Annotated in this window: 22 protein-coding genes; 18 read left to right on the top strand and 4 right to left on the bottom strand. The window is 65.8% G+C overall.

The features are described 5' to 3' along the window. Positions 1 to 49: 49 nt before the first annotated feature. From HDC35_RS11875 to HDC35_RS11800, 16 genes are all read left to right on the top strand, one after another. Positions 50 to 601 (top strand): GFA family protein, encoded by a 552-nt coding sequence (locus HDC35_RS11875; protein ID WP_184646985.1) that lies wholly within the window; start codon positions 50 to 52, stop codon positions 599 to 601. Then, the gene (locus HDC35_RS11870) at positions 598 to 1,323 is read left to right on the top strand and encodes a DUF899 family protein (RefSeq protein WP_221438231.1); all 726 of its coding nucleotides are present in this window, start codon (positions 598 to 600) and stop codon (positions 1,321 to 1,323) included. The genes HDC35_RS11875 and HDC35_RS11870 overlap by 4 nt, the downstream gene beginning before the upstream one ends. Before the next feature lie 21 nt (positions 1,324 to 1,344). Further along, on the top strand, positions 1,345 to 2,163 hold the full coding sequence (locus HDC35_RS11865) for a VOC family protein (RefSeq protein ID WP_184646983.1): 819 nt from the start codon (positions 1,345 to 1,347) through the stop codon (positions 2,161 to 2,163). Between the two features lie 2 nt (positions 2,164 to 2,165). After that, the gene (locus tag HDC35_RS11860) at positions 2,166 to 2,678 is read left to right on the top strand and encodes a VOC family protein (protein ID WP_184646981.1); all 513 of its coding nucleotides are present in this window, start codon (positions 2,166 to 2,168) and stop codon (positions 2,676 to 2,678) included. After that, a complete protein-coding gene (locus HDC35_RS11855; protein WP_311770767.1) occupies positions 2,668 to 3,117 on the top strand; it encodes a hypothetical protein in 450 nt (149 codons plus the stop codon). The genes HDC35_RS11860 and HDC35_RS11855 overlap by 11 nt, the downstream gene beginning before the upstream one ends. Continuing rightward, entirely contained in the window at positions 3,117 to 3,770 is a 654-nt protein-coding gene (locus tag HDC35_RS11850) for a glutathione S-transferase family protein (RefSeq protein WP_221438230.1), read from the top strand. Before HDC35_RS11855 ends, HDC35_RS11850 begins: the two co-directional genes overlap by 1 nt. An 85-nt stretch (positions 3,771 to 3,855) precedes the next feature. Then, positions 3,856 to 4,638, top strand: coding sequence for an alpha/beta hydrolase (locus HDC35_RS11845; protein WP_184646973.1), 783 nt, complete (start codon positions 3,856 to 3,858; stop codon positions 4,636 to 4,638). 139 nt (positions 4,639 to 4,777) lie between these two features. Further along, on the top strand, positions 4,778 to 4,915 hold the full coding sequence (locus tag HDC35_RS11840) for an entericidin A/B family lipoprotein (protein WP_184646971.1): 138 nt from the start codon (positions 4,778 to 4,780) through the stop codon (positions 4,913 to 4,915). A gap of 224 nt (positions 4,916 to 5,139) precedes the next feature. Then, positions 5,140 to 5,448 carry a PGPGW domain-containing protein gene (locus HDC35_RS11835; protein WP_260397690.1) on the top strand — a complete coding sequence of 103 codons (309 nt, stop codon included), beginning with the start codon at positions 5,140 to 5,142 and terminating at the stop codon, positions 5,446 to 5,448. Positions 5,449 to 5,549: 101 nt separating this feature from the next. After that, positions 5,550 to 5,684, top strand: a complete 135-nt coding sequence (gene rpmH, locus HDC35_RS11830) for a 50S ribosomal protein L34 (RefSeq protein WP_184646969.1) — start codon at positions 5,550 to 5,552, stop codon at positions 5,682 to 5,684. Positions 5,685 to 5,713: 29 nt separating this feature from the next. Beyond that, entirely contained in the window at positions 5,714 to 6,058 is a 345-nt protein-coding gene (rnpA, locus tag HDC35_RS11825; RefSeq protein WP_184646967.1) for a ribonuclease P protein component, read from the top strand. A 151-nt stretch (positions 6,059 to 6,209) separates the two neighbouring features. Further along, positions 6,210 to 6,422, top strand: a complete 213-nt coding sequence (gene yidD / locus HDC35_RS11820) for a membrane protein insertion efficiency factor YidD (protein ID WP_058804967.1) — start codon at positions 6,210 to 6,212, stop codon at positions 6,420 to 6,422. A 189-nt stretch (positions 6,423 to 6,611) separates the two neighbouring features. After that, positions 6,612 to 8,366 (top strand): membrane protein insertase YidC, encoded by a 1,755-nt coding sequence (yidC, locus tag HDC35_RS11815; protein WP_184646965.1) that lies wholly within the window; start codon positions 6,612 to 6,614, stop codon positions 8,364 to 8,366. Further along, positions 8,363 to 9,022 (top strand): ribosome biogenesis GTP-binding protein YihA/YsxC, encoded by a 660-nt coding sequence (yihA, locus tag HDC35_RS11810; RefSeq protein ID WP_184646963.1) that lies wholly within the window; start codon positions 8,363 to 8,365, stop codon positions 9,020 to 9,022. The genes yidC and yihA overlap by 4 nt, the downstream gene beginning before the upstream one ends. A gap of 118 nt (positions 9,023 to 9,140) precedes the next feature. Continuing rightward, a complete protein-coding gene (locus HDC35_RS11805) occupies positions 9,141 to 9,812 on the top strand; it encodes a glutathione S-transferase family protein (protein WP_184646961.1) in 672 nt (223 codons plus the stop codon). A 68-nt stretch (positions 9,813 to 9,880) separates the two neighbouring features. Beyond that, on the top strand, positions 9,881 to 10,531 hold the full coding sequence (locus HDC35_RS11800; protein ID WP_184646959.1) for a hypothetical protein: 651 nt from the start codon (positions 9,881 to 9,883) through the stop codon (positions 10,529 to 10,531). On the opposite strand, the gene HDC35_RS11795 is transcribed toward HDC35_RS11800, so the two are convergent. Beyond that, complete coding sequence (locus HDC35_RS11795) at positions 10,528 to 10,995, bottom strand: cupin domain-containing protein (protein ID WP_184646957.1); 468 nt, start codon at positions 10,993 to 10,995, stop codon at positions 10,528 to 10,530. The genes HDC35_RS11800 and HDC35_RS11795 overlap by 4 nt on opposite strands. A gap of 120 nt (positions 10,996 to 11,115) precedes the next feature. On the opposite strand from HDC35_RS11795, the gene dapE reads away from it, so the two are divergent. Next, positions 11,116 to 12,243, top strand: a complete 1,128-nt coding sequence (dapE, locus tag HDC35_RS11790; RefSeq protein ID WP_184646955.1) for a succinyl-diaminopimelate desuccinylase — start codon at positions 11,116 to 11,118, stop codon at positions 12,241 to 12,243. On the opposite strand, the gene HDC35_RS11785 is transcribed toward dapE, so the two are convergent. From HDC35_RS11785 to HDC35_RS11775, 3 genes are read right to left on the bottom strand one after another with little or no spacing between them, the layout of a single operon-like run. Further along, entirely contained in the window at positions 12,240 to 12,812 is a 573-nt protein-coding gene (locus HDC35_RS11785; protein WP_184646953.1) for a Smr/MutS family protein, read from the bottom strand. The genes dapE and HDC35_RS11785 overlap by 4 nt on opposite strands. Before the next feature lie 7 nt (positions 12,813 to 12,819). Next, entirely contained in the window at positions 12,820 to 14,154 is a 1,335-nt protein-coding gene (locus HDC35_RS11780) for a murein transglycosylase A (protein ID WP_184646951.1), read from the bottom strand. 4 nt (positions 14,155 to 14,158) lie between these two features. Beyond that, positions 14,159 to 14,821: a Tim44/TimA family putative adaptor protein gene (locus HDC35_RS11775; RefSeq protein WP_184646949.1), complete on the bottom strand. Its 663-nt coding sequence runs from the start codon at positions 14,819 to 14,821 to the stop codon at positions 14,159 to 14,161. Positions 14,822 to 15,071: 250 nt separating this feature from the next. Between HDC35_RS11775 and secB the strand changes: the two genes are divergently transcribed. Beyond that, positions 15,072 to 15,593 (top strand): protein-export chaperone SecB, encoded by a 522-nt coding sequence (gene secB, locus HDC35_RS11770; protein ID WP_184646946.1) that lies wholly within the window; start codon positions 15,072 to 15,074, stop codon positions 15,591 to 15,593. Positions 15,594 to 15,597: the final 4 nt, after the last annotated feature.

The raw sequence follows: 15,597 nt of genomic DNA, 5'->3' as shown, positions 1-15,597 counted from the left end.
TCCCCCTCCCCATCGCTTCGCGACAGGGAGGATCACTGGGAGAGAGCCGATGTCCGATATACAAAAATCCGAATACCGGATCGCCGCATGCCAATGCGGCACGGTGAGCCTCGAACTCACGGGCAAGCCGATCGTCGCGGCGACCTGTTACTGCCATAGCTGCCAGCAGGCGGGGCATGCGTTCGAAGCGCTCTCCGGCGCGCCCGCCGTCGTCGGCGCCGATGGCGGCACGCCCTATGTGCTGATGCGCAAGGACCGGCTCGCGTGGCTGTCCGGGTCCGACCGGCTGAGCGAGCACCGGCTGAAGCCCGAGTCGCCGACGCGGCGCTTCGTCGCGCGATGCTGCAATGCGCCGATCGCGCTCGAATTCACCAAGGGGCACTGGCTCAGCGTCTATTCCGACCGCATCGCCGCCGAAGCGCGGCCGGCGGCCGAAATGCGGACAATCGTCGGCGACCGGCCCGCGGGCGTCGACCTGCCCGACGACATCCCCAATTACCGGACACCGTCGGGCAGGTTCCTCTGGCGGCTGCTGAAGGCATGGGCGGCGATGGGCTTTCGCGCCCCGCCGATCGAGGCAACGAAAGGATTTGCGCGGTGACGGCTATCGAACATCTGTCTTTCCCGAACGAAAGCGCCGAATATCGGGCCGCGCGCGCTGCGCTGCTCGCCGACGAAATCGCGCTTCGCCGCCAGATCGAGGCGGTCGCGGCGAAGCGCCGCGCGCTGCCGCCGGGCGGCGCGGTGCCCGAGGATTACAGTTTCGAGTGGATCGGCGCGCATCAGCGCCCCGAGCGGGTGAGGCTGTCCGCGCTGTTCGACGGCAAGCCGAGCATCATCCTGCAAAGCTATATGTTCGGGCCCGAGCGCGACAAGCCGTGCAACGGCTGCACCCATATGCTCGACGCGATCGACGGCAGCGCGCGCCATGTCGGCCAACGCGCGTCCTTCTATGTCGTCGCCAAATCGCCGATCGCGCGGCTGGAGGCCTGGGCGAAGCAGCGCCGCTGGCCGCACCTTATCTTTCTGTCCGACGTCGACGGGCGCTATTCGGCCGATTATTTCGGCGACACGTCGAAACTGGGCGACGCCAAGCGCGTCGAGCATGGCATGAAGCCCGGCGAGAATTGGGACGAGACGATCTTCAACGTCTTTCGGCGCGACGGCGAAACCATCCGCCATTTCTGGGCCAGCGAGATGGCCTATGCGCCCGAGGATCCCGGCCAGCACCACCGTGCGGGCGATCTGGTCGATCCACTGTGGGGCTTGCTCGACATGACGCCCGAGGGGCGCGGCGACTGGTTCCCGAGCCTGACTTACTGACACCAACCGAGGAGAAAGACGATGAGCGAAGCATCGAACTTCATCTGGTACGAACTGATGACCCCCGACCCGGCCGGCGCGGCGCGCTTTTACGGCGCGGTCACCGGCTGGACGATCGCGTCGGAGCGCGATCCCGCGGCGGGCGCGATGGATTACCGCATGATCGTACGCGCCGACGGCGGCCATGCGGGCGGCGTGCTCGCGCTGAACGCCGACATGCTCGCAGGCGGGGCGCGGCCGGGCTGGCTCGGCTATCTGCATGTCGCCGACGTCGACAAGGCGATCGACGCGATCGAGGCCGACGGCGGTGCGGTGCACATGCCCGCGACCGACCTGCCCGTCGGGCGCATCGCGATGGTCAGCGACCCGCAGGGCGCGCCCTTCTATATCATGGACCCGATCCCGCCCGAAGGCGGCGGCGAGAGCGACGTGTTTTCGGTGACCGAGGCGCAGCATGTCCGCTGGAACGAACTGGCGACGAGCGATCCCGATGCCGCCATCGCCTTCTATAAAAAGCATTTCGGCTGGGGGCAGGAAGGCGCGATGCCGATGGGCGAGCTTGGTTCCTATCGCTTCATCCAGCGCGGCGATGTCGGGCTGGGCGCGGTGATGCCGCTGATGGACGGTTATCCGGCGCCGGTGTGGAATTTCTATATCGGCGTCGACGACATCGACCGCGCACGGGGTGCCGTGGCCGCGAACGGCGGCACGATCACCAACGAACCGATGGAAATCCCCGGCGGCGAATATGCGATGAACGCGATCGACCCGCTGGGCGCGGCCATCGGCTTCGTCGGCCCGCGCAAGGCTTATTCCCCCAAGAAAAATACAGGAGAGTGACGATGACGAACCAACCGACAAGCCAGCCCGTGAGCCTGTGCCTCTGGTACGACAGGGATGCCGAGGAGGCGGCGAATTTCTATGCCGCGACCTTCCCGAACAGCAGCGTGGGCGCGGTCCACAAGGCGCCGGGCGATTTCCCCGGCGGCAAAAAAGGCGACGCGCTGACGGTCGATTTCACCATACTCGGCGTCCCGTGCGTCGGGCTTAACGGCGGCCCGATCTTTCCGCACAGCGAAGCCTTCTCCTTTCAGGTCCACACCGACACGCAGGAGGAAACCGACCGTTACTGGAACGCGATCGTCGGCAATGGCGGCAAGGAAAGCGCGTGCGGCTGGTGCAAGGACAAATGGGGCCTCAACTGGCAGATCACCCCGCGCGTGCTGACCGATGCGACGATGGGCGGCGATCCCGAAGTCGCGAAGCGCGCGTTCGACGCGATGATGACGATGAAAAAGATCGACATCGCCGCGATCGAGGCGGCGGTGCGGGGCGAAGAAATTGGTGCGGCGTAGCCCGGCGCTCTTCGCCTGGGCGCTCTGCGGCACGCTCGACATCGCCTATGCGATGGTGTGGAGCGTGCTCGCGGGCGGCAGCGTCGGCGGCATGCTGCGCGGCGTTGCCACAGGGCCGTTCGGCGACGGCGCCGGCGATTGGGGCTTCGGCGGCGCGATCGCGGGGCTGGCGACGCATTATGCGATCATGGGCGCGATGGTCGCGGCGTGGTTCTTCGCCCTGCGGCGCTGGAGCGCGCTCACCGCATGGCCTTGGTGGCTGACGGGCACGCTCTACGGCCTATTGCTCTATATCGTCATGAACGGCGTAGTGCTGCCACTGCGCTTCGGAACGCCCTTCCCGCCGACCGACCTCGTGAGGGGCGCCATCGCGCTCTTCCCGCATATTTTCTTCGTCGGCTGGCCGCTTGCCTTGCTGACGCGCAAGGATACCCGTTGATGCTGATTTTCTATGGCCACCCCTTTTCCTCCTACACGTGGAAAGTGCTGATCGCGCTGTACGAAAAGGGGATCGGATTCGACTATCGCTCAGTCGATCCCGCCTTCCCCGACCATATGCCCGAGTTGAGGGCGCATTGGCCGGTCGGGCAATTCCCGCTGCTCGTCCACGACGGCGTGCCCTGGTTCGAATCGTCGATCATCATCGAATATCTCGACCATCTGACGCCCGAACCGCGAATGATCCCGCAGGATTTCGAAGCGGCACTGAAGGTGCGGCTGTTCGACCGCATTTTCGACAATCATGTGATGGGCCGGATGCAGGCGGTCGTCGCCGACGCGATTCGCGGCCCCGAAAATCATGTCCCGGTCATCGTCGAACAGTCGAAGGCGGCGCTCGATACCATCTATGGCTGGCTCGACGGCGAACTGGCGGGCGGCGGCTGGGCGACGCTTTATGGCTTCAGCCTCGCCGACTGCGCGGCGGCCCCGTCGCTCTTCTATGCCGACTGGGTGCACCCGATCCCCCAAAAATACGAGAATCTGCGCGCCTATCGCGCGCGGCTGCTTGCGCATCCGAGCATATCGCGCTGCGTCGAGGAGGCGCGGCCGTACCGCGCCTATTTCCCGCTCGGCGCCCCCGATCGCGATTGAAGGCGGGCGTCCCGAAACGGGGTTAACGGGCCGCTGACATTGCCTGTTTGCCGGTTGATCATCGCGCCCGCGCGAAGGCGGGTTCATGGTTGCGCCGTCCGCCTTGCTCCGCACGCTCATCGTCGCCGTTTTCGCGGCGGTGCTGGCGTTCGCGCCGGCGCACGCGCAGCAGGTGGTGACGATCACCACGACGACGGTGACGTGGACTTATACCGACGACAGCGACGGTGACGACGCCGACTATATCGACGAGGATGCCGCGCTGCTCGACGACGAGGCGCTCGCCGAAGAGGCCGATTTCGCGGCGGCGCGGCGTTACGCACCCGCGCCGACGCTCGCGACGCTCGGCCATGCGAAAGCGCGCTTCGGGCCTTTCGCGGTGATCGACGGCGCGACCGTCCGCATGGCGGGCGACGTCACCTCGGCAACCCCGCGCCAGTTCGCGGCGATGCTCGCGGCCTTTCCGGGGCTCAAGCGGCTCGAGATGGTCGACTGTCCGGGCAGCCTCGACGAGGAAGCAAACCTGATCCTCGCGCGCGCGATCCGGCGGCAGGGCATGGAAACGGTCGTCCCCGCGGGCGGATCGATCCGATCGGGCGCGGTCGAGCTTTGGCTGGCGGGCACCACGCGCCGCGCGGCACCCGACGCCGAATTCGGCGTGCATAGCTGGGCTGACGAATATGGCCGCGAGGCGAACGACTATCCCGCGAGCGACCCCGTCCACGCCGAATATCTGGGCTATTACCGCGAAATGGGAATGGACGCCGCGAAGGCACGCGCCTTTTACGCGCTGACCAACGCGACCCCGTTCGACGACGTCCGTTACCTGACCCGCGATGATATGGCGCGCTTCGTCGCGCTCGACTGAACAGCGTCGCCGCGCCTTTTCCCGGCCTGACGATCATTTCGAACGCTTCGGCTAACGTGACGCCGGCGCAGCGGAACAATCGCTGCGCACAGCCGTTCCGCCTCAATAGAGGGTGGTTCGCCCTCGCTGTCGGAGAGACATGATGAAAAAGCTTCTGACAATTTTCGCAATTGGCAGCTCGATGCTGCTGATGTCGGCCTGCAACACCGTCGAAGGTGCCGGAAAAGACGTCGAGTCCGTTGGCGACTGTGCCGACGGAGTTAAAGGCAACTGCTAGGCGCCCACCGTACGCGGCTTGCGGAGTTGGCGTGTATCGGCGTCAGGTGATCGGACTGATCGACCGGCATTGCCACACATGACATCGTCATTCCCGTCAAAGCGGGGATGACGATGATGGAAAACGGCAGCTTGCCCTGCAAAGTCTGCGTTCGCCATTTCATCGACCGCGCTTCAAGCTGCTTTAGCCTTGTAACACGCCGCCCGCTGCCCCACATCGCCCTCATGGCGAAACGCAGCCTCTATCAGCGATTGCGGTCGAACGCGCACATGCGCACCGCGCTGTTCGCGCTCGGCATCCTGCTGATGATCACGGGCGTCGCGATCGGGCCGCTACCCGGCCCCGGATTCCTGATCGTCTTTCCGCTGGGGCTGATGCTGTGCCTGCAAAACAGCGCTTGGGCGAAGCGCGCCTATGTCCGCTTCAAATGGCGCCACCCCCGCTATGGCGACTGGGCCGACCGGATCATGCGCCGTGTCAGCGCCGCGCGGCGCCGGGCGCGGCGTGCGCTGGACAAGCTAGATGGCGATTGACTTTCCACCGACTCTTGCTTATCCGCGCCTCCAACAGTGGCCGCCCACGCTTGGCGGCCCTTTTCTGTTGCAGCATTTGACGAGATCTAGGGAAAACCGCGATGAAGCGCACCTATCAACCGAGCCGCCTCGTGCGCAAGCGCCGTCACGGCTTCCGCGCCCGCAAGGCAACCGTCGGCGGCCGCAAGGTTCTCACCAACCGTCGCGCCCGCGGCCGCAAGAAGCTGTCGGCCTGATCGCCAACGCTTCGCCGCCAGCGCGTCTGGTGCGAACGCTTTCGAAACGTAGCGAATTTCTGGCCGCGAACCGCGGCCTTCGCTTTCCCATGCCCGGCTTCGTCCTGCTCGTCCGTCATCGCGGCGACGAAGAGGAGGCGCTGGGCATCGGCTATACGGTCAGCAAGAAGGTCGGCAACGCGGTCACGCGCAACCGGATGAAGCGGCGCTTTCGCGAACTCGCGCGCGCCGCGCTTCCCGAATCGGGCATATCGGGCGCCGACCATGTGCTGATCGGCCGCCCCGGCGCCAACGACATGCCGTTTGCCGAATTGGGCGAGCATCTCGATTCGGCGCTGAAACGCGCGGCGAAGAAGCTGGCGGCGAAGGCGTGACCATTCCCTCCCTTTCTTTTTATCGTCACCCCGGACTTGATCCGGGGTCCATAGTCACGGCCGTTGCATGGACCCCGGATCAAGTCCGGGGTGACGAAGGGAGAAAAGCGGCGATCACGGGTGAAGTTGCGCAGTTTTCCGGGCTATTCCCATGATCGCGAAATTGCTCATCCTGATCGCGCGCGGCTGGCAGCTCGGCCCGTCGCGTATCCTGCCGCCGACCTGTCGTTATGCACCGTCGTGCAGCGCCTATGCGATCACCGCGCTCCGGAAATATGGTGCGATCAAGGGTGGCTGGCTGGCGACAAAGCGGCTATTGCGCTGCCATCCTTGGGGAGGCCATGGCTACGACCCCGTCCCTTAGGCTGTATCGCCATTCCGCCCATGGCGGCCTGCAAATGGCGGATTCCCGGGCTTCCGGTGCTCACGTACTGATCGTACGCTGCGCTCCGGGTCCCGAGAATCCACCATTTTCGGCTCACCACGAGCGAAATGACGACACAGCCTAGACGGCCCATCCCGACATTTTTGACACGAAGAGAGACCGAAGAGCGTGGACGACAAGCGGAACATGATCGCGGCAATTTTGCTGTCGGTGGCCATTTTGATCGGCTGGAATTTCGTCTCCGAGAAATTTTTCCCGACGCCCGACAAACCCGACGTGACCAAAACGGTCGCGGGCGCCAACGGCGCTCCCGCCGCAACACCCGCGACGCAGGGCCAGCCGAGCGCGCTGCCGGCACCGGGCGCGCCCGCAGCAGCCGCGCCGCAGGCAATCCGTCCGGTTGACGCGGTGCTTGCCGAAGGGCAGCGCATTCCGATCGAGACTCCCGCGATCAAGGGATCGATCAACCTTGTCGGCGCGCGTGTCGACGACATCACGCTCAGCAAATATCGCCAGACGATCAAGAAGGATTCGCCCGCTGTGCGCCTGTTCGCGCCCGGCGGGACGCCCGCAGCCTATTTCGCGAGCCTCGGCTGGTCGGCGCAGGGCATCGCGGTACCGAACGCCAATACGGTGTGGACCGCGAGCGGGACCAAGCTGACCCCGACGACGCCGGTGACGCTGAGCTGGGCGAACACGACCGGCCAGACCTTCCGCATCGAATATAGCATCGACGCCGATTATCTGATCACGGCCAAGCAGACGATCGCTAACACCGGCGCCGCGCCGGTGAGCGCGAGCAGCTTTGCGCTGATCGACCGGCTCGGCAAGCCGACCGACCCGCACGAGCAGGACAGCTGGACGATCCACGTCGGCCCGACCGGCTATCTCGACGGCAAGTCGGTGTTCGACACCGACTATGACGATGTTGAGGAAGCGCCGAACCGCACCGTGCGCTATAACTCGGCGGGATGGCTCGGCTTTACCGACAAATATTGGCTCGCCGCGATCGTGCCGGCGAAGGGCGAGCGCGTGACCGCCGCGATCAGTTCGCCCGCCGCGAACAATTACCAGACGCTTTTCGCGCGCGACTTTACGCAGGTTGCGCCGGGCAAGCAGGTGTCGACCACCAGCCGCATCTTCGCTGGCGCCAAAGAGGTCAGCATCCTGTCGCAATATCAGGATGACCAAGGCATCACGCGCCTGTCGAACGCGATCGACTGGGGCTGGTTCGAATTTTTCGAGGTGCCGATCTTCAAACTGCTCGACTGGCTGTTCAGGCAGGTCGGCAATTTCGGCGTCGCGATCATGGCGCTGACCTTGATCATCCGCCTCTTGATGTTCCCGATCGCCAACCGGCAATTCTCGTCGATGGCGCAGATGCGCCTCGTCCAGCCGAAGATGAAGGCGCTGCAGGAGCGCTATAAGGACGATAAGCCGAAGATGCAGCAGGAGCTGATGAAGCTCTACAAGGACGAGAAGATCAATCCGCTCGCCGGCTGCCTGCCGATCGTCATCCAGATCCCGATCTTCTACGCCCTCTACAAGGTGCTGATGCTGACGATCGAAATGCGGCACCAGCCGTTCATCCTGTGGATCAAGGATCTGTCGGCGCCCGATCCGCTGCATATCCTCAACCTGTTCGGCCTCCTGCCCTTCACCCCGCCGTCGATCCTGTCGATCGGCGTGCTCGCGGTGATCCTCGGCATTACCATGTGGCTGCAGTTCCGCCTCAATCCGCAAGCAACCGACCCCGTGCAGCAGCAGGTGTTCAAGATCATGCCGTGGCTGTTCATGTTCATCATGGCGCCGTTCGCGGCGGGTCTGCTCCTCTACTGGATCACCAACAATATCCTGTCGATCGGACAGCAGCAGTGGATGTATCGCAAATTCCCGGCGCTGAAGGCGGCGCCCGCGAAGTGAGCGGCGTCGAAGCTGATCCGGGGACCGATCCCGATCGGGCCGAGCGGGCGCGCAAGCTGTTTTCGGGGCCGATTAGCTTCCTGAAATCGGCCCCGGCGCTTGAGCATCTCCCCGCGCCGTCGATGCCCGAAATCGCTTTTGCGGGACGGTCGAATGTCGGCAAATCGTCGCTGCTCAACGCGCTCACCAACCGCAACAGCCTGGCGCGCACGTCGGTGACGCCGGGGCGAACGCAGGAACTAAATTATTTCGATGTCGGCGAACCCCTGGTGTTCCGCCTCGTCGACATGCCCGGCTATGGTTTCGCCAAGGCGCCAAAAGATGTCGTCCGGAAATGGCGCTTTCTGATTAACGATTATCTGCGCGGCCGCGCGGTGCTGAAGCGCACCTTGGTGCTGATCGACAGCCGTCACGGGATCAAGGACGTCGACCGCGAAGTCCTCGAAATGCTCGACGTGGCGGCGGTGAGTTACCGCATCGTGCTGACCAAGGCCGACAAGATCAAGGCCAGCGCGCTCGCCGAGGTTCAGGCCGCAACCGAGGCGGAGGCGCGCAAGCACCCCGCCGCGCACCCCGAGGTGATCGCGACGAGCAGCGAAAAGGGGCTGGGCATCGCCGATCTGCGCACCGCGGTGCTGGAGGCGGTCGAGAGTTGATCCGCTCCCCTCCCGCTTGCGGGAGGGGTTGGGGGAGGGCATGTTACCTTCCGAACGGGGTCTGGACAGGCCCTCCCCTCGCCCCTCCCGCAAACAGGAGGAGGATTTTGGAGACCCCATGAAATTATTCATCGGTAACAAGGCCTATTCGAGCTGGAGCCTGCGCGGCTGGCTCGCGGCGAAGCACAGCGGCCTGCCCTTCGAGGAAGTCACCGTCCCGCTTTATGACGAGGATTGGTCGAACCGGCGCGAGGGCGACGAATTTGCGCCGTCGGGCGGCAAGGTGCCGATATTGTGGGACGGCGACGATATCGTCGTGTGGGACAGCCTCGCGATCGTCGATTATCTCAACGAAAAGACCGGCGGGACGAAGCATTTCTGGCCCGCGGACATGGCGGCGCGCGCGATGGCGCGGTCGATGGCGGCCGAAATGCACTCGAGCTTTGCCGCGCTCCGCCGCAACCACAGCATGAATATCCGGCGCATCTATCCGGCGGCCGAACTGTCGCCCGAAGTGCAGGCCGATGTCGCGCGTATCTTCCAGATCTGGGCCGAGGCGCGCGCGCGGTTCGGCGGCGAAGGCGATTATCTGTTCGGCGACTGGTCGGCCGCCGACATCATGTTCGCGCCGGTCGTGACGCGCTTCGTCACCTATTCGATCCCGCTGCCGCGCTTTGCCGCCGCCTATGCGCAGGCGGTGATCAGCCATCCGTGCATGCAGGAATGGATCGGCGGCGCGCAGGCCGAGGATTGGGTGATCGAGCAGTTCGAAGGGCCGATCGAAGGTTGAAGCGAAGCTGGCGCGGCAATGAACCGGGCGTTCAGGACAGGTCGCGGCCTGCCTGCTATTCGGGGGCGATGACGAAACGCCCAATCGCCTCGCTCGCCGTCCTCGCCCTCGCGCTTCCCGCGGCCGGGAGCGCGGCGATGCCGGGCGCCCAAAGCTGGGAAATCGGCCCGGTCATCCGCGGCAAGAATTATTCGCAAGGGATGCCCGCCGCGCCCTATCCGACACGCGGCGGTGGCTGGGCTTTCGATTTTCCGGCGCCCGATGCCGCTGCCGGGCACGTTCATTATGTCACTTTCGACCCGGGATCGCTGCGCGGCAAGTCGCGGCTCGTCGTGCGTTACCGCATCGACGCGGCACCCGGCACCCGCTTCGTGCCGCAGCAATATCCGGACCGCACCGCGACCGTTGCGCTCTATATGCAGCGCCGCGGCGATAGCTGGACCGCGAAGGGCGCATATCGATATTATCGCTGGTATGCGCCGGTCGCGACGATGAATGCGCTCGCACCGGGCGAGGCCGAAATGATCGTCCGGCTCGATGACCCCGACTGGAGTTCGGTGATGGCCGACCGCGCCTCGACCCATCGCGCGGCGATGGATGTCGCGCTCGACGATATGGGCCGGATCGGGCTGGTGTTCGGATCGGCGGGCGGACGCGGGCACGGCGTCTTTGCGACGCGCCCGGCCCGCTTTACCTTGCTGAGTTTCGAGATACGCTAGGGAATCCGGCTGGTCGGATAAGGCGTACCGTCCTTGTGGAAATAGCCATCGGGCGTGAAGATCATGTCGATGTCCGAATAGCCGCCCCCGGTGTCATGTTGCTTGCCGCCGCCCAGCGCGACGAAGACGCAGTCGGCGTCCGATTCGTTGATCAGGTGATGGCCGTTGGTGCTGCCCTTCGGCCACACCGCGATGTCGCCCGCGCGCATCGGGTGGCGCCCGTCATCCTCGACCAGCACCGCCTCGCCCGAAATCATCACCAGCATCTCGTCCTCGCCATCGTGCCAGTGGCGCTGCGACGACCAGGCGCCGGGTTTGAGCACGACATGGCTCGCGGCAAAATCGCTGAGCCCCGTCGGCGGCGCGAGGCGGCGGTACCAGCGGCCTTCGACGGGCGCGTCATAGGGTGCGGGATAGCCGGTGACATTGGTTTGCGGGATGGCGTCGAGATCGAGCTTGGGCATGGCAGTCCTCCTTCCTTCAATTTGCCGTTCGCATCGAGCGAAGTCGAGATGCCCCGCGCCAATCGCGCCAAGACGAATGGTGTCTCGACTTCGCTCGACACGAACGGATAAAGGGGTGCCATGAATATCGATCCCGTAGAACTGGCCAAGGCGCTGATCGCCGCGCCCAGCGTCACTCCCGCCATGGGCGCCGTGTTCGACGCGCTCGAGGCCGCGCTGGTACCGCTCGGCTTCACCGTCGAGCGCTTCATCGACGGGGTCGAGCCCGACGGGCCGGTCGAGAATCTGCTCGCGGTCCGGGCCGGGAAGGGGCCCAAGCATTTCGGCTTTGCCGGGCATCTCGACGTCGTGCCGCCGGGTGTGGGCTGGACGGGCGATGCCTTTGCGCCAGAGATTCGCGGCGACCTGCTCTACGGCCGCGGCGCGGTCGACATGAAGGGATCGATCGCGGCCTTCGTTGCCGCCGCCGCAGCGACGCCCGCCGACGCGGGCACGATCAGCCTGATCATCACCGGCGACGAGGAAGGCCCCGCGATTTTCGGCACGCGCGCGCTGATGGAGCATATGGACGCGCGCGGCGTGAAGCCCGACATGATCGTCGTCGGCGAACCGACGTCGGTGAACCGCCTTGGCGACATGGTGAAGATCGGGCGGCGCGGGTCGGTCAATATCTGGATCGACGTGCCGGGGACGCAGGGGCATGTCGCCTATCCGCACCTCGCCGACAATCCGATCCCCAAGCTGGTCAAGATATTGTCGGAAATCGATTCGGTCAGCCTCGATGCCGGCACCGACTGGTTCCAGCCGTCGAACATCGAATTCACCGATATCGAGGTCGGCAATGGCGCGACCAATGTCATCCCTGCCTCGGCGCGCGCGCGGCTGTCGATCCGTTTCAACGACCGTCATAAGGGCGCCGAGTTGGTCGCGATGGTCGAACGGATCGCGCATGAGGTCGAACCGGCGGCGAAGGTGTTGGGCAAGATTTCGGGCGAGGCCTTCCTGACCCCGCCGGGCGCGCTGTCCGGACTGGTCGCCGAAGCGATCCATGCCGAAACCGACCTGACGCCCGAAATGTCGACGACCGGCGGGACATCGGACGCGCGTTTCCTCCACGCTTTATGCCCCGTGGTCGAGTTCGGCCTGACCAATGCGACGATGCACAAGCTCGACGAGGCGGTGGCGGTCGAGGACCTGCACACGCTCGCCGCCATCTATCGCGGCATTTTGATGCGCGCTTTCCTCTAGTCGTCGCGCCCGCGGCGCAGGATCACATAGACTGCGCCCGCGCCGCCGTGGCTGATATGCGCGGGGCGCAGCGCGACGATCTGGTCGGCATGGGGCGAATAGGCAAGCCAGTCGGGCAATGACGCGCGGATCGCGCCGCGCGGCCGCGGGTCACCGTGCATCACCGGCAGGCGGTCGGCACCGGGGCGCAGCCGCCCCGCGACGACAAGCAGCACGCGCGCGCCGCGCAGCAGCGCGCGGCCGATCGCATCGTCGAGCAGCGCCTGCGCCGAGGCGAGCGTGTGGCCGTGAAGGTCGATGCTCATGTCGGGGCGTACGAGCCCCTTGCGCAGGCGGCGGTCCCAATGACCGTCGAGCGTCGCCGCCTGGTGCGCCCGGCGCGGCGGCGGCAGCTTCGTCGGCGCGGCGCGCGGCGCGGCGGCAGGGGCAGCGGTGCTGCGCGGGGTTGGCTTAGGCGGCTTGATCGTCGGCGGAGAGACGGGCGCTCGCGGGGTTTTCACCAGCGGCTTGACCGTCGCCGCGACCTTTTTCCACAGCGCGCTTTCGTCGGGGTCGAGGCGGCGCGGCATCGCGCAATCAGCCGGCCGGGATCAGCCGCGCGATGCTGGCGCGCGGGAGCAGCAGCAGCGCCGAACCGCGCGCCGACATGCCGCCGGCGATCGCGCGCGCTTCGTCGCCTGCGCCCCAGAAGCTGTCGAAGCGGTTCGCGCCCTTGATCGCGCCGCCGGTGTCCTGCGCAATCCACAGTCCATTGGGTTCGGCGCGGTCGAGCGACAGAAAGACGGGGGCGCCCAAGGGCACATATTTGGGATCGGCGGCGACGCTCGCGCGGCCGGTTACCGGAACGCCCAGAGCGCCGAGCGGGCCGGGGCCGGTGATCTCGCGGAAAAACACCCAGCTGGGATTTTCGTTCATCACCGCGGCGCCGCGCACCGGGTCGGCGCGCAGATAATCGAGGATGCCCTGCATCGAGGCCTGCCCGCGCTGAAGTTCACCGCGATCGAGCAACAGCTTGCCGATGCCGACATAATCGCGGCCGTTCTGGCTGTCGTAGCCGATGCGCATGACACTGCCGTCGGGCAGCCGCAGCCGGCCCGAACCCTGCACCTGCAGGAAGAAAAATTCCGCGGCGTCGGCCGCCCAGGCAAGTTCGAGCCCGCGCCCCGCGAGCGCCCCACCCTCGATCGCCGCGCGATCGTAATATCGCACGAAATTGGGGCCCTCGGCGCGCCCACGGATCTTGCGCCCTTTAAGGTCGTCGGCGAACTGGCCAAGATCGACTTCGACAAGGTCCGCGGGACGGCGATAGACGGGAACGTCATACCCCGGCTGCTTTGTGCGCGATGCCGCGATTTCGGGTTCATAATAGCCGGTGACGAAGGCGGCGCCCGCACCGACCTGAACCGTGCCGAAATAGCGGGTGAAGAAGGCCGAAGCGTCTGCATCCTTCCAGTTTTTCGCGGCGCTGCAACTGTCCGCCCAGTCGGCGCCCCGCGTCAGGCCGCTAGCATCGGTGCGGCGCTGGACCGAAGGGCAGCTGAGCCGGAAGGCCTTGAGCGCGGCGGACGCCTGTTCGGCGGTAACGCCGAGCGCGGCGAAGTCGGGGCCGGCGATCACGCCGCTGGCCGCAGCAGTTGTCGCACCGGCGGGCACGGCGGGGGCGGGAAGCGGTGCGCGCGGGGTTGCCGGGATCGGTTTGGCCGCGGCGCCAGGCTGTTCCGACGGACGCGGCTGATAGGGGCGCGGCGCGGTGGTCGGGCGCGACGACGACGTTGGGGCAGCGGCACCGGGGCGGGTTCCCCCCGCATCGGGAATCACCGATGCGCAGCCCGACAGCAGCGGCAGCGCGGCACAGAAGGCGAGCCCGAAAATGCGCGCCCGGCGCGCCCCGGGCGTCAGGTCGGCCGGCATCGGGTCAGGCGGCTTCGATTTCGTCGAGCAGCCAATTGGGATCGCTGCTGCCGATCTGGCGGCGGAAGGTCCAGAGGTCGTCGGTCTGCGACGCGTCGCTCATCGACCCGGCGATCAGCTTGCCGTCGGCATCGTGGGTAACCGCGCTGATGTCGGCGCGATACCGCACCGTGATGCGCGCTTCGTTCCGGTCGAGGTCGACGGCCGTGATCTTGGCCGAATCGATTCCGATCAGGCGATTGTCGAGCGTTTCGCCGCGCGCCGCGCGCGCTTCGATCGCCGCGACAAAGGCTTCGTAGCTGTCCTTATCGCAAAGGTCGCGCAGCGTGTCGCGGTCGCCCTTCCAATAGGCTTCCGAAATCATACGATAGGCGGCCTCGGCCCCTTCCATGAACCGCCCGGCATCGAAACTGCGGTCGGTCGCGAGCAGCTGGCGCAGCCCGGCCTCGGCGGCAGGTTCATAGACCAGCCCCGACGCATCGGGCGCCGCGGCGAGCATCGAAGGCGGCGTGTCGCCGTCGTCGAGCCGGACCGGCGGCGTGGTGCTGCGCTCGCGCGGCAGCACGGGTTCCTGTTCGTGCCCCGTGCGCTTGCCGAGGACCGAGTAGAGCCGCATGCCGAGGAAAGCGGCAATCATGGCGAGCAGGACGATCGAAAAAGCGGTCACGGGCAACAGTCCAATGCGGATGGCGGAAACATCTTGTCTGATACATAGGCGATACGCCGCCCATTTTCAAATAGCCATGGCCGCTGCCGGGCGGCAGGTCAACGGCCAGACGCCCTCTGGATCGCGGAGTTACGCCCCATTGTGCTGGCAGCCGGGCGCTGCTAAGCGCCGCGGCAACCGTCCGCCGCGGCCCTTGCACGGTCTGCGGCCCGGATTTTGTTTCCATCTTACCAGCGAAAGCATCTGCACCATGGCCGACGAGACCAGCGCCGACATCAACAATCCCGCCTTGCAGCCGAACGGCGAAGACACGAGCCCGGCGATCGGACTGATTTCGCAATATGTGAAGGATTTGTCGTTCGAAAATCCGAACGCGCCCGCCGTCTATCAATGGCAGGACGCCCCGCAGGTCGACGTGCAGTTCAATATCGCCGCCGAAAGCGTCGGCGAAAATCTGTTCGAAGTGACGCTGAAGATCGACGTGACCTCGAAAACCGACAGCGGCACGAGCTTTGTGATCGACCTGAAATATGCCGGCCTGTTCGGCGTCCGCAACGTTCCCGAGGACCAGTTGCAGCCCTTTTTCCTGGCCGAAGCGCCGCGCATCCTGTTCCCCTTTGCCCGCCGCGTCGTCGCCGACGCCGTGCGCGACGGCGGTTTTGCGCCGCTGCTGCTTGAACCCATCGATTTCCACGGCTTGTTCATGCAGCAGGTTCAGGCGCAGGCCGAAGCCGGGGAACTGGGTGACACCGTGCCGGTTGGCCAGGCATAACCTC

This window comes from Sphingopyxis sp. JAI128 (assembly GCF_014207235.1).
In the GTDB taxonomy this organism is placed as follows: domain Bacteria; phylum Pseudomonadota; class Alphaproteobacteria; order Sphingomonadales; family Sphingomonadaceae; genus Sphingopyxis.
This window is presented reverse-complemented; position numbering and strand designations above follow the sequence as displayed.

Excerpts from the sequence above, each read along its gene's own strand:
- HDC35_RS11875 (WP_184646985.1), top strand. The coding sequence starts at position 50 with ATGTCCGATATACAAAAATCCGAATACCGGATCGCCGCATGCCAATGC.
- HDC35_RS11850 (WP_221438230.1), top strand. The coding sequence starts at position 3,117 with ATGCTGATTTTCTATGGCCACCCCTTTTCCTCCTACACGTGGAAAGTG.
- HDC35_RS11840 (WP_184646971.1), top strand. The coding sequence starts at position 4,778 with ATGATGAAAAAGCTTCTGACAATTTTCGCAATTGGCAGCTCGATGCTG.
- HDC35_RS11805 (WP_184646961.1), top strand. The coding sequence starts at position 9,141 with ATGAAATTATTCATCGGTAACAAGGCCTATTCGAGCTGGAGCCTGCGC.
- HDC35_RS11795 (WP_184646957.1), bottom strand. The coding sequence starts at position 10,995 with ATGCCCAAGCTCGATCTCGACGCCATCCCGCAAACCAATGTCACCGGC.
- dapE (WP_184646955.1), top strand. The coding sequence starts at position 11,116 with ATGAATATCGATCCCGTAGAACTGGCCAAGGCGCTGATCGCCGCGCCC.
- HDC35_RS11845 (WP_184646973.1), top strand. The coding sequence starts at position 3,856 with ATGGTTGCGCCGTCCGCCTTGCTCCGCACGCTCATCGTCGCCGTTTTC.
- HDC35_RS11860 (WP_184646981.1), top strand. The coding sequence starts at position 2,166 with ATGACGAACCAACCGACAAGCCAGCCCGTGAGCCTGTGCCTCTGGTAC.
- HDC35_RS11865 (WP_184646983.1), top strand. The coding sequence starts at position 1,345 with ATGAGCGAAGCATCGAACTTCATCTGGTACGAACTGATGACCCCCGAC.
- rpmH (WP_184646969.1), top strand. The coding sequence starts at position 5,550 with ATGAAGCGCACCTATCAACCGAGCCGCCTCGTGCGCAAGCGCCGTCAC.
- HDC35_RS11835 (WP_260397690.1), top strand. The coding sequence starts at position 5,140 with ATGGCGAAACGCAGCCTCTATCAGCGATTGCGGTCGAACGCGCACATG.
- yidD (WP_058804967.1), top strand. The coding sequence starts at position 6,210 with ATGATCGCGAAATTGCTCATCCTGATCGCGCGCGGCTGGCAGCTCGGC.
- HDC35_RS11785 (WP_184646953.1), bottom strand. The coding sequence starts at position 12,812 with ATGCCGCGCCGCCTCGACCCCGACGAAAGCGCGCTGTGGAAAAAGGTC.
- secB (WP_184646946.1), top strand. The coding sequence starts at position 15,072 with ATGGCCGACGAGACCAGCGCCGACATCAACAATCCCGCCTTGCAGCCG.
- HDC35_RS11780 (WP_184646951.1), bottom strand. The coding sequence starts at position 14,154 with ATGCCGGCCGACCTGACGCCCGGGGCGCGCCGGGCGCGCATTTTCGGG.
- HDC35_RS11800 (WP_184646959.1), top strand. The coding sequence starts at position 9,881 with ATGACGAAACGCCCAATCGCCTCGCTCGCCGTCCTCGCCCTCGCGCTT.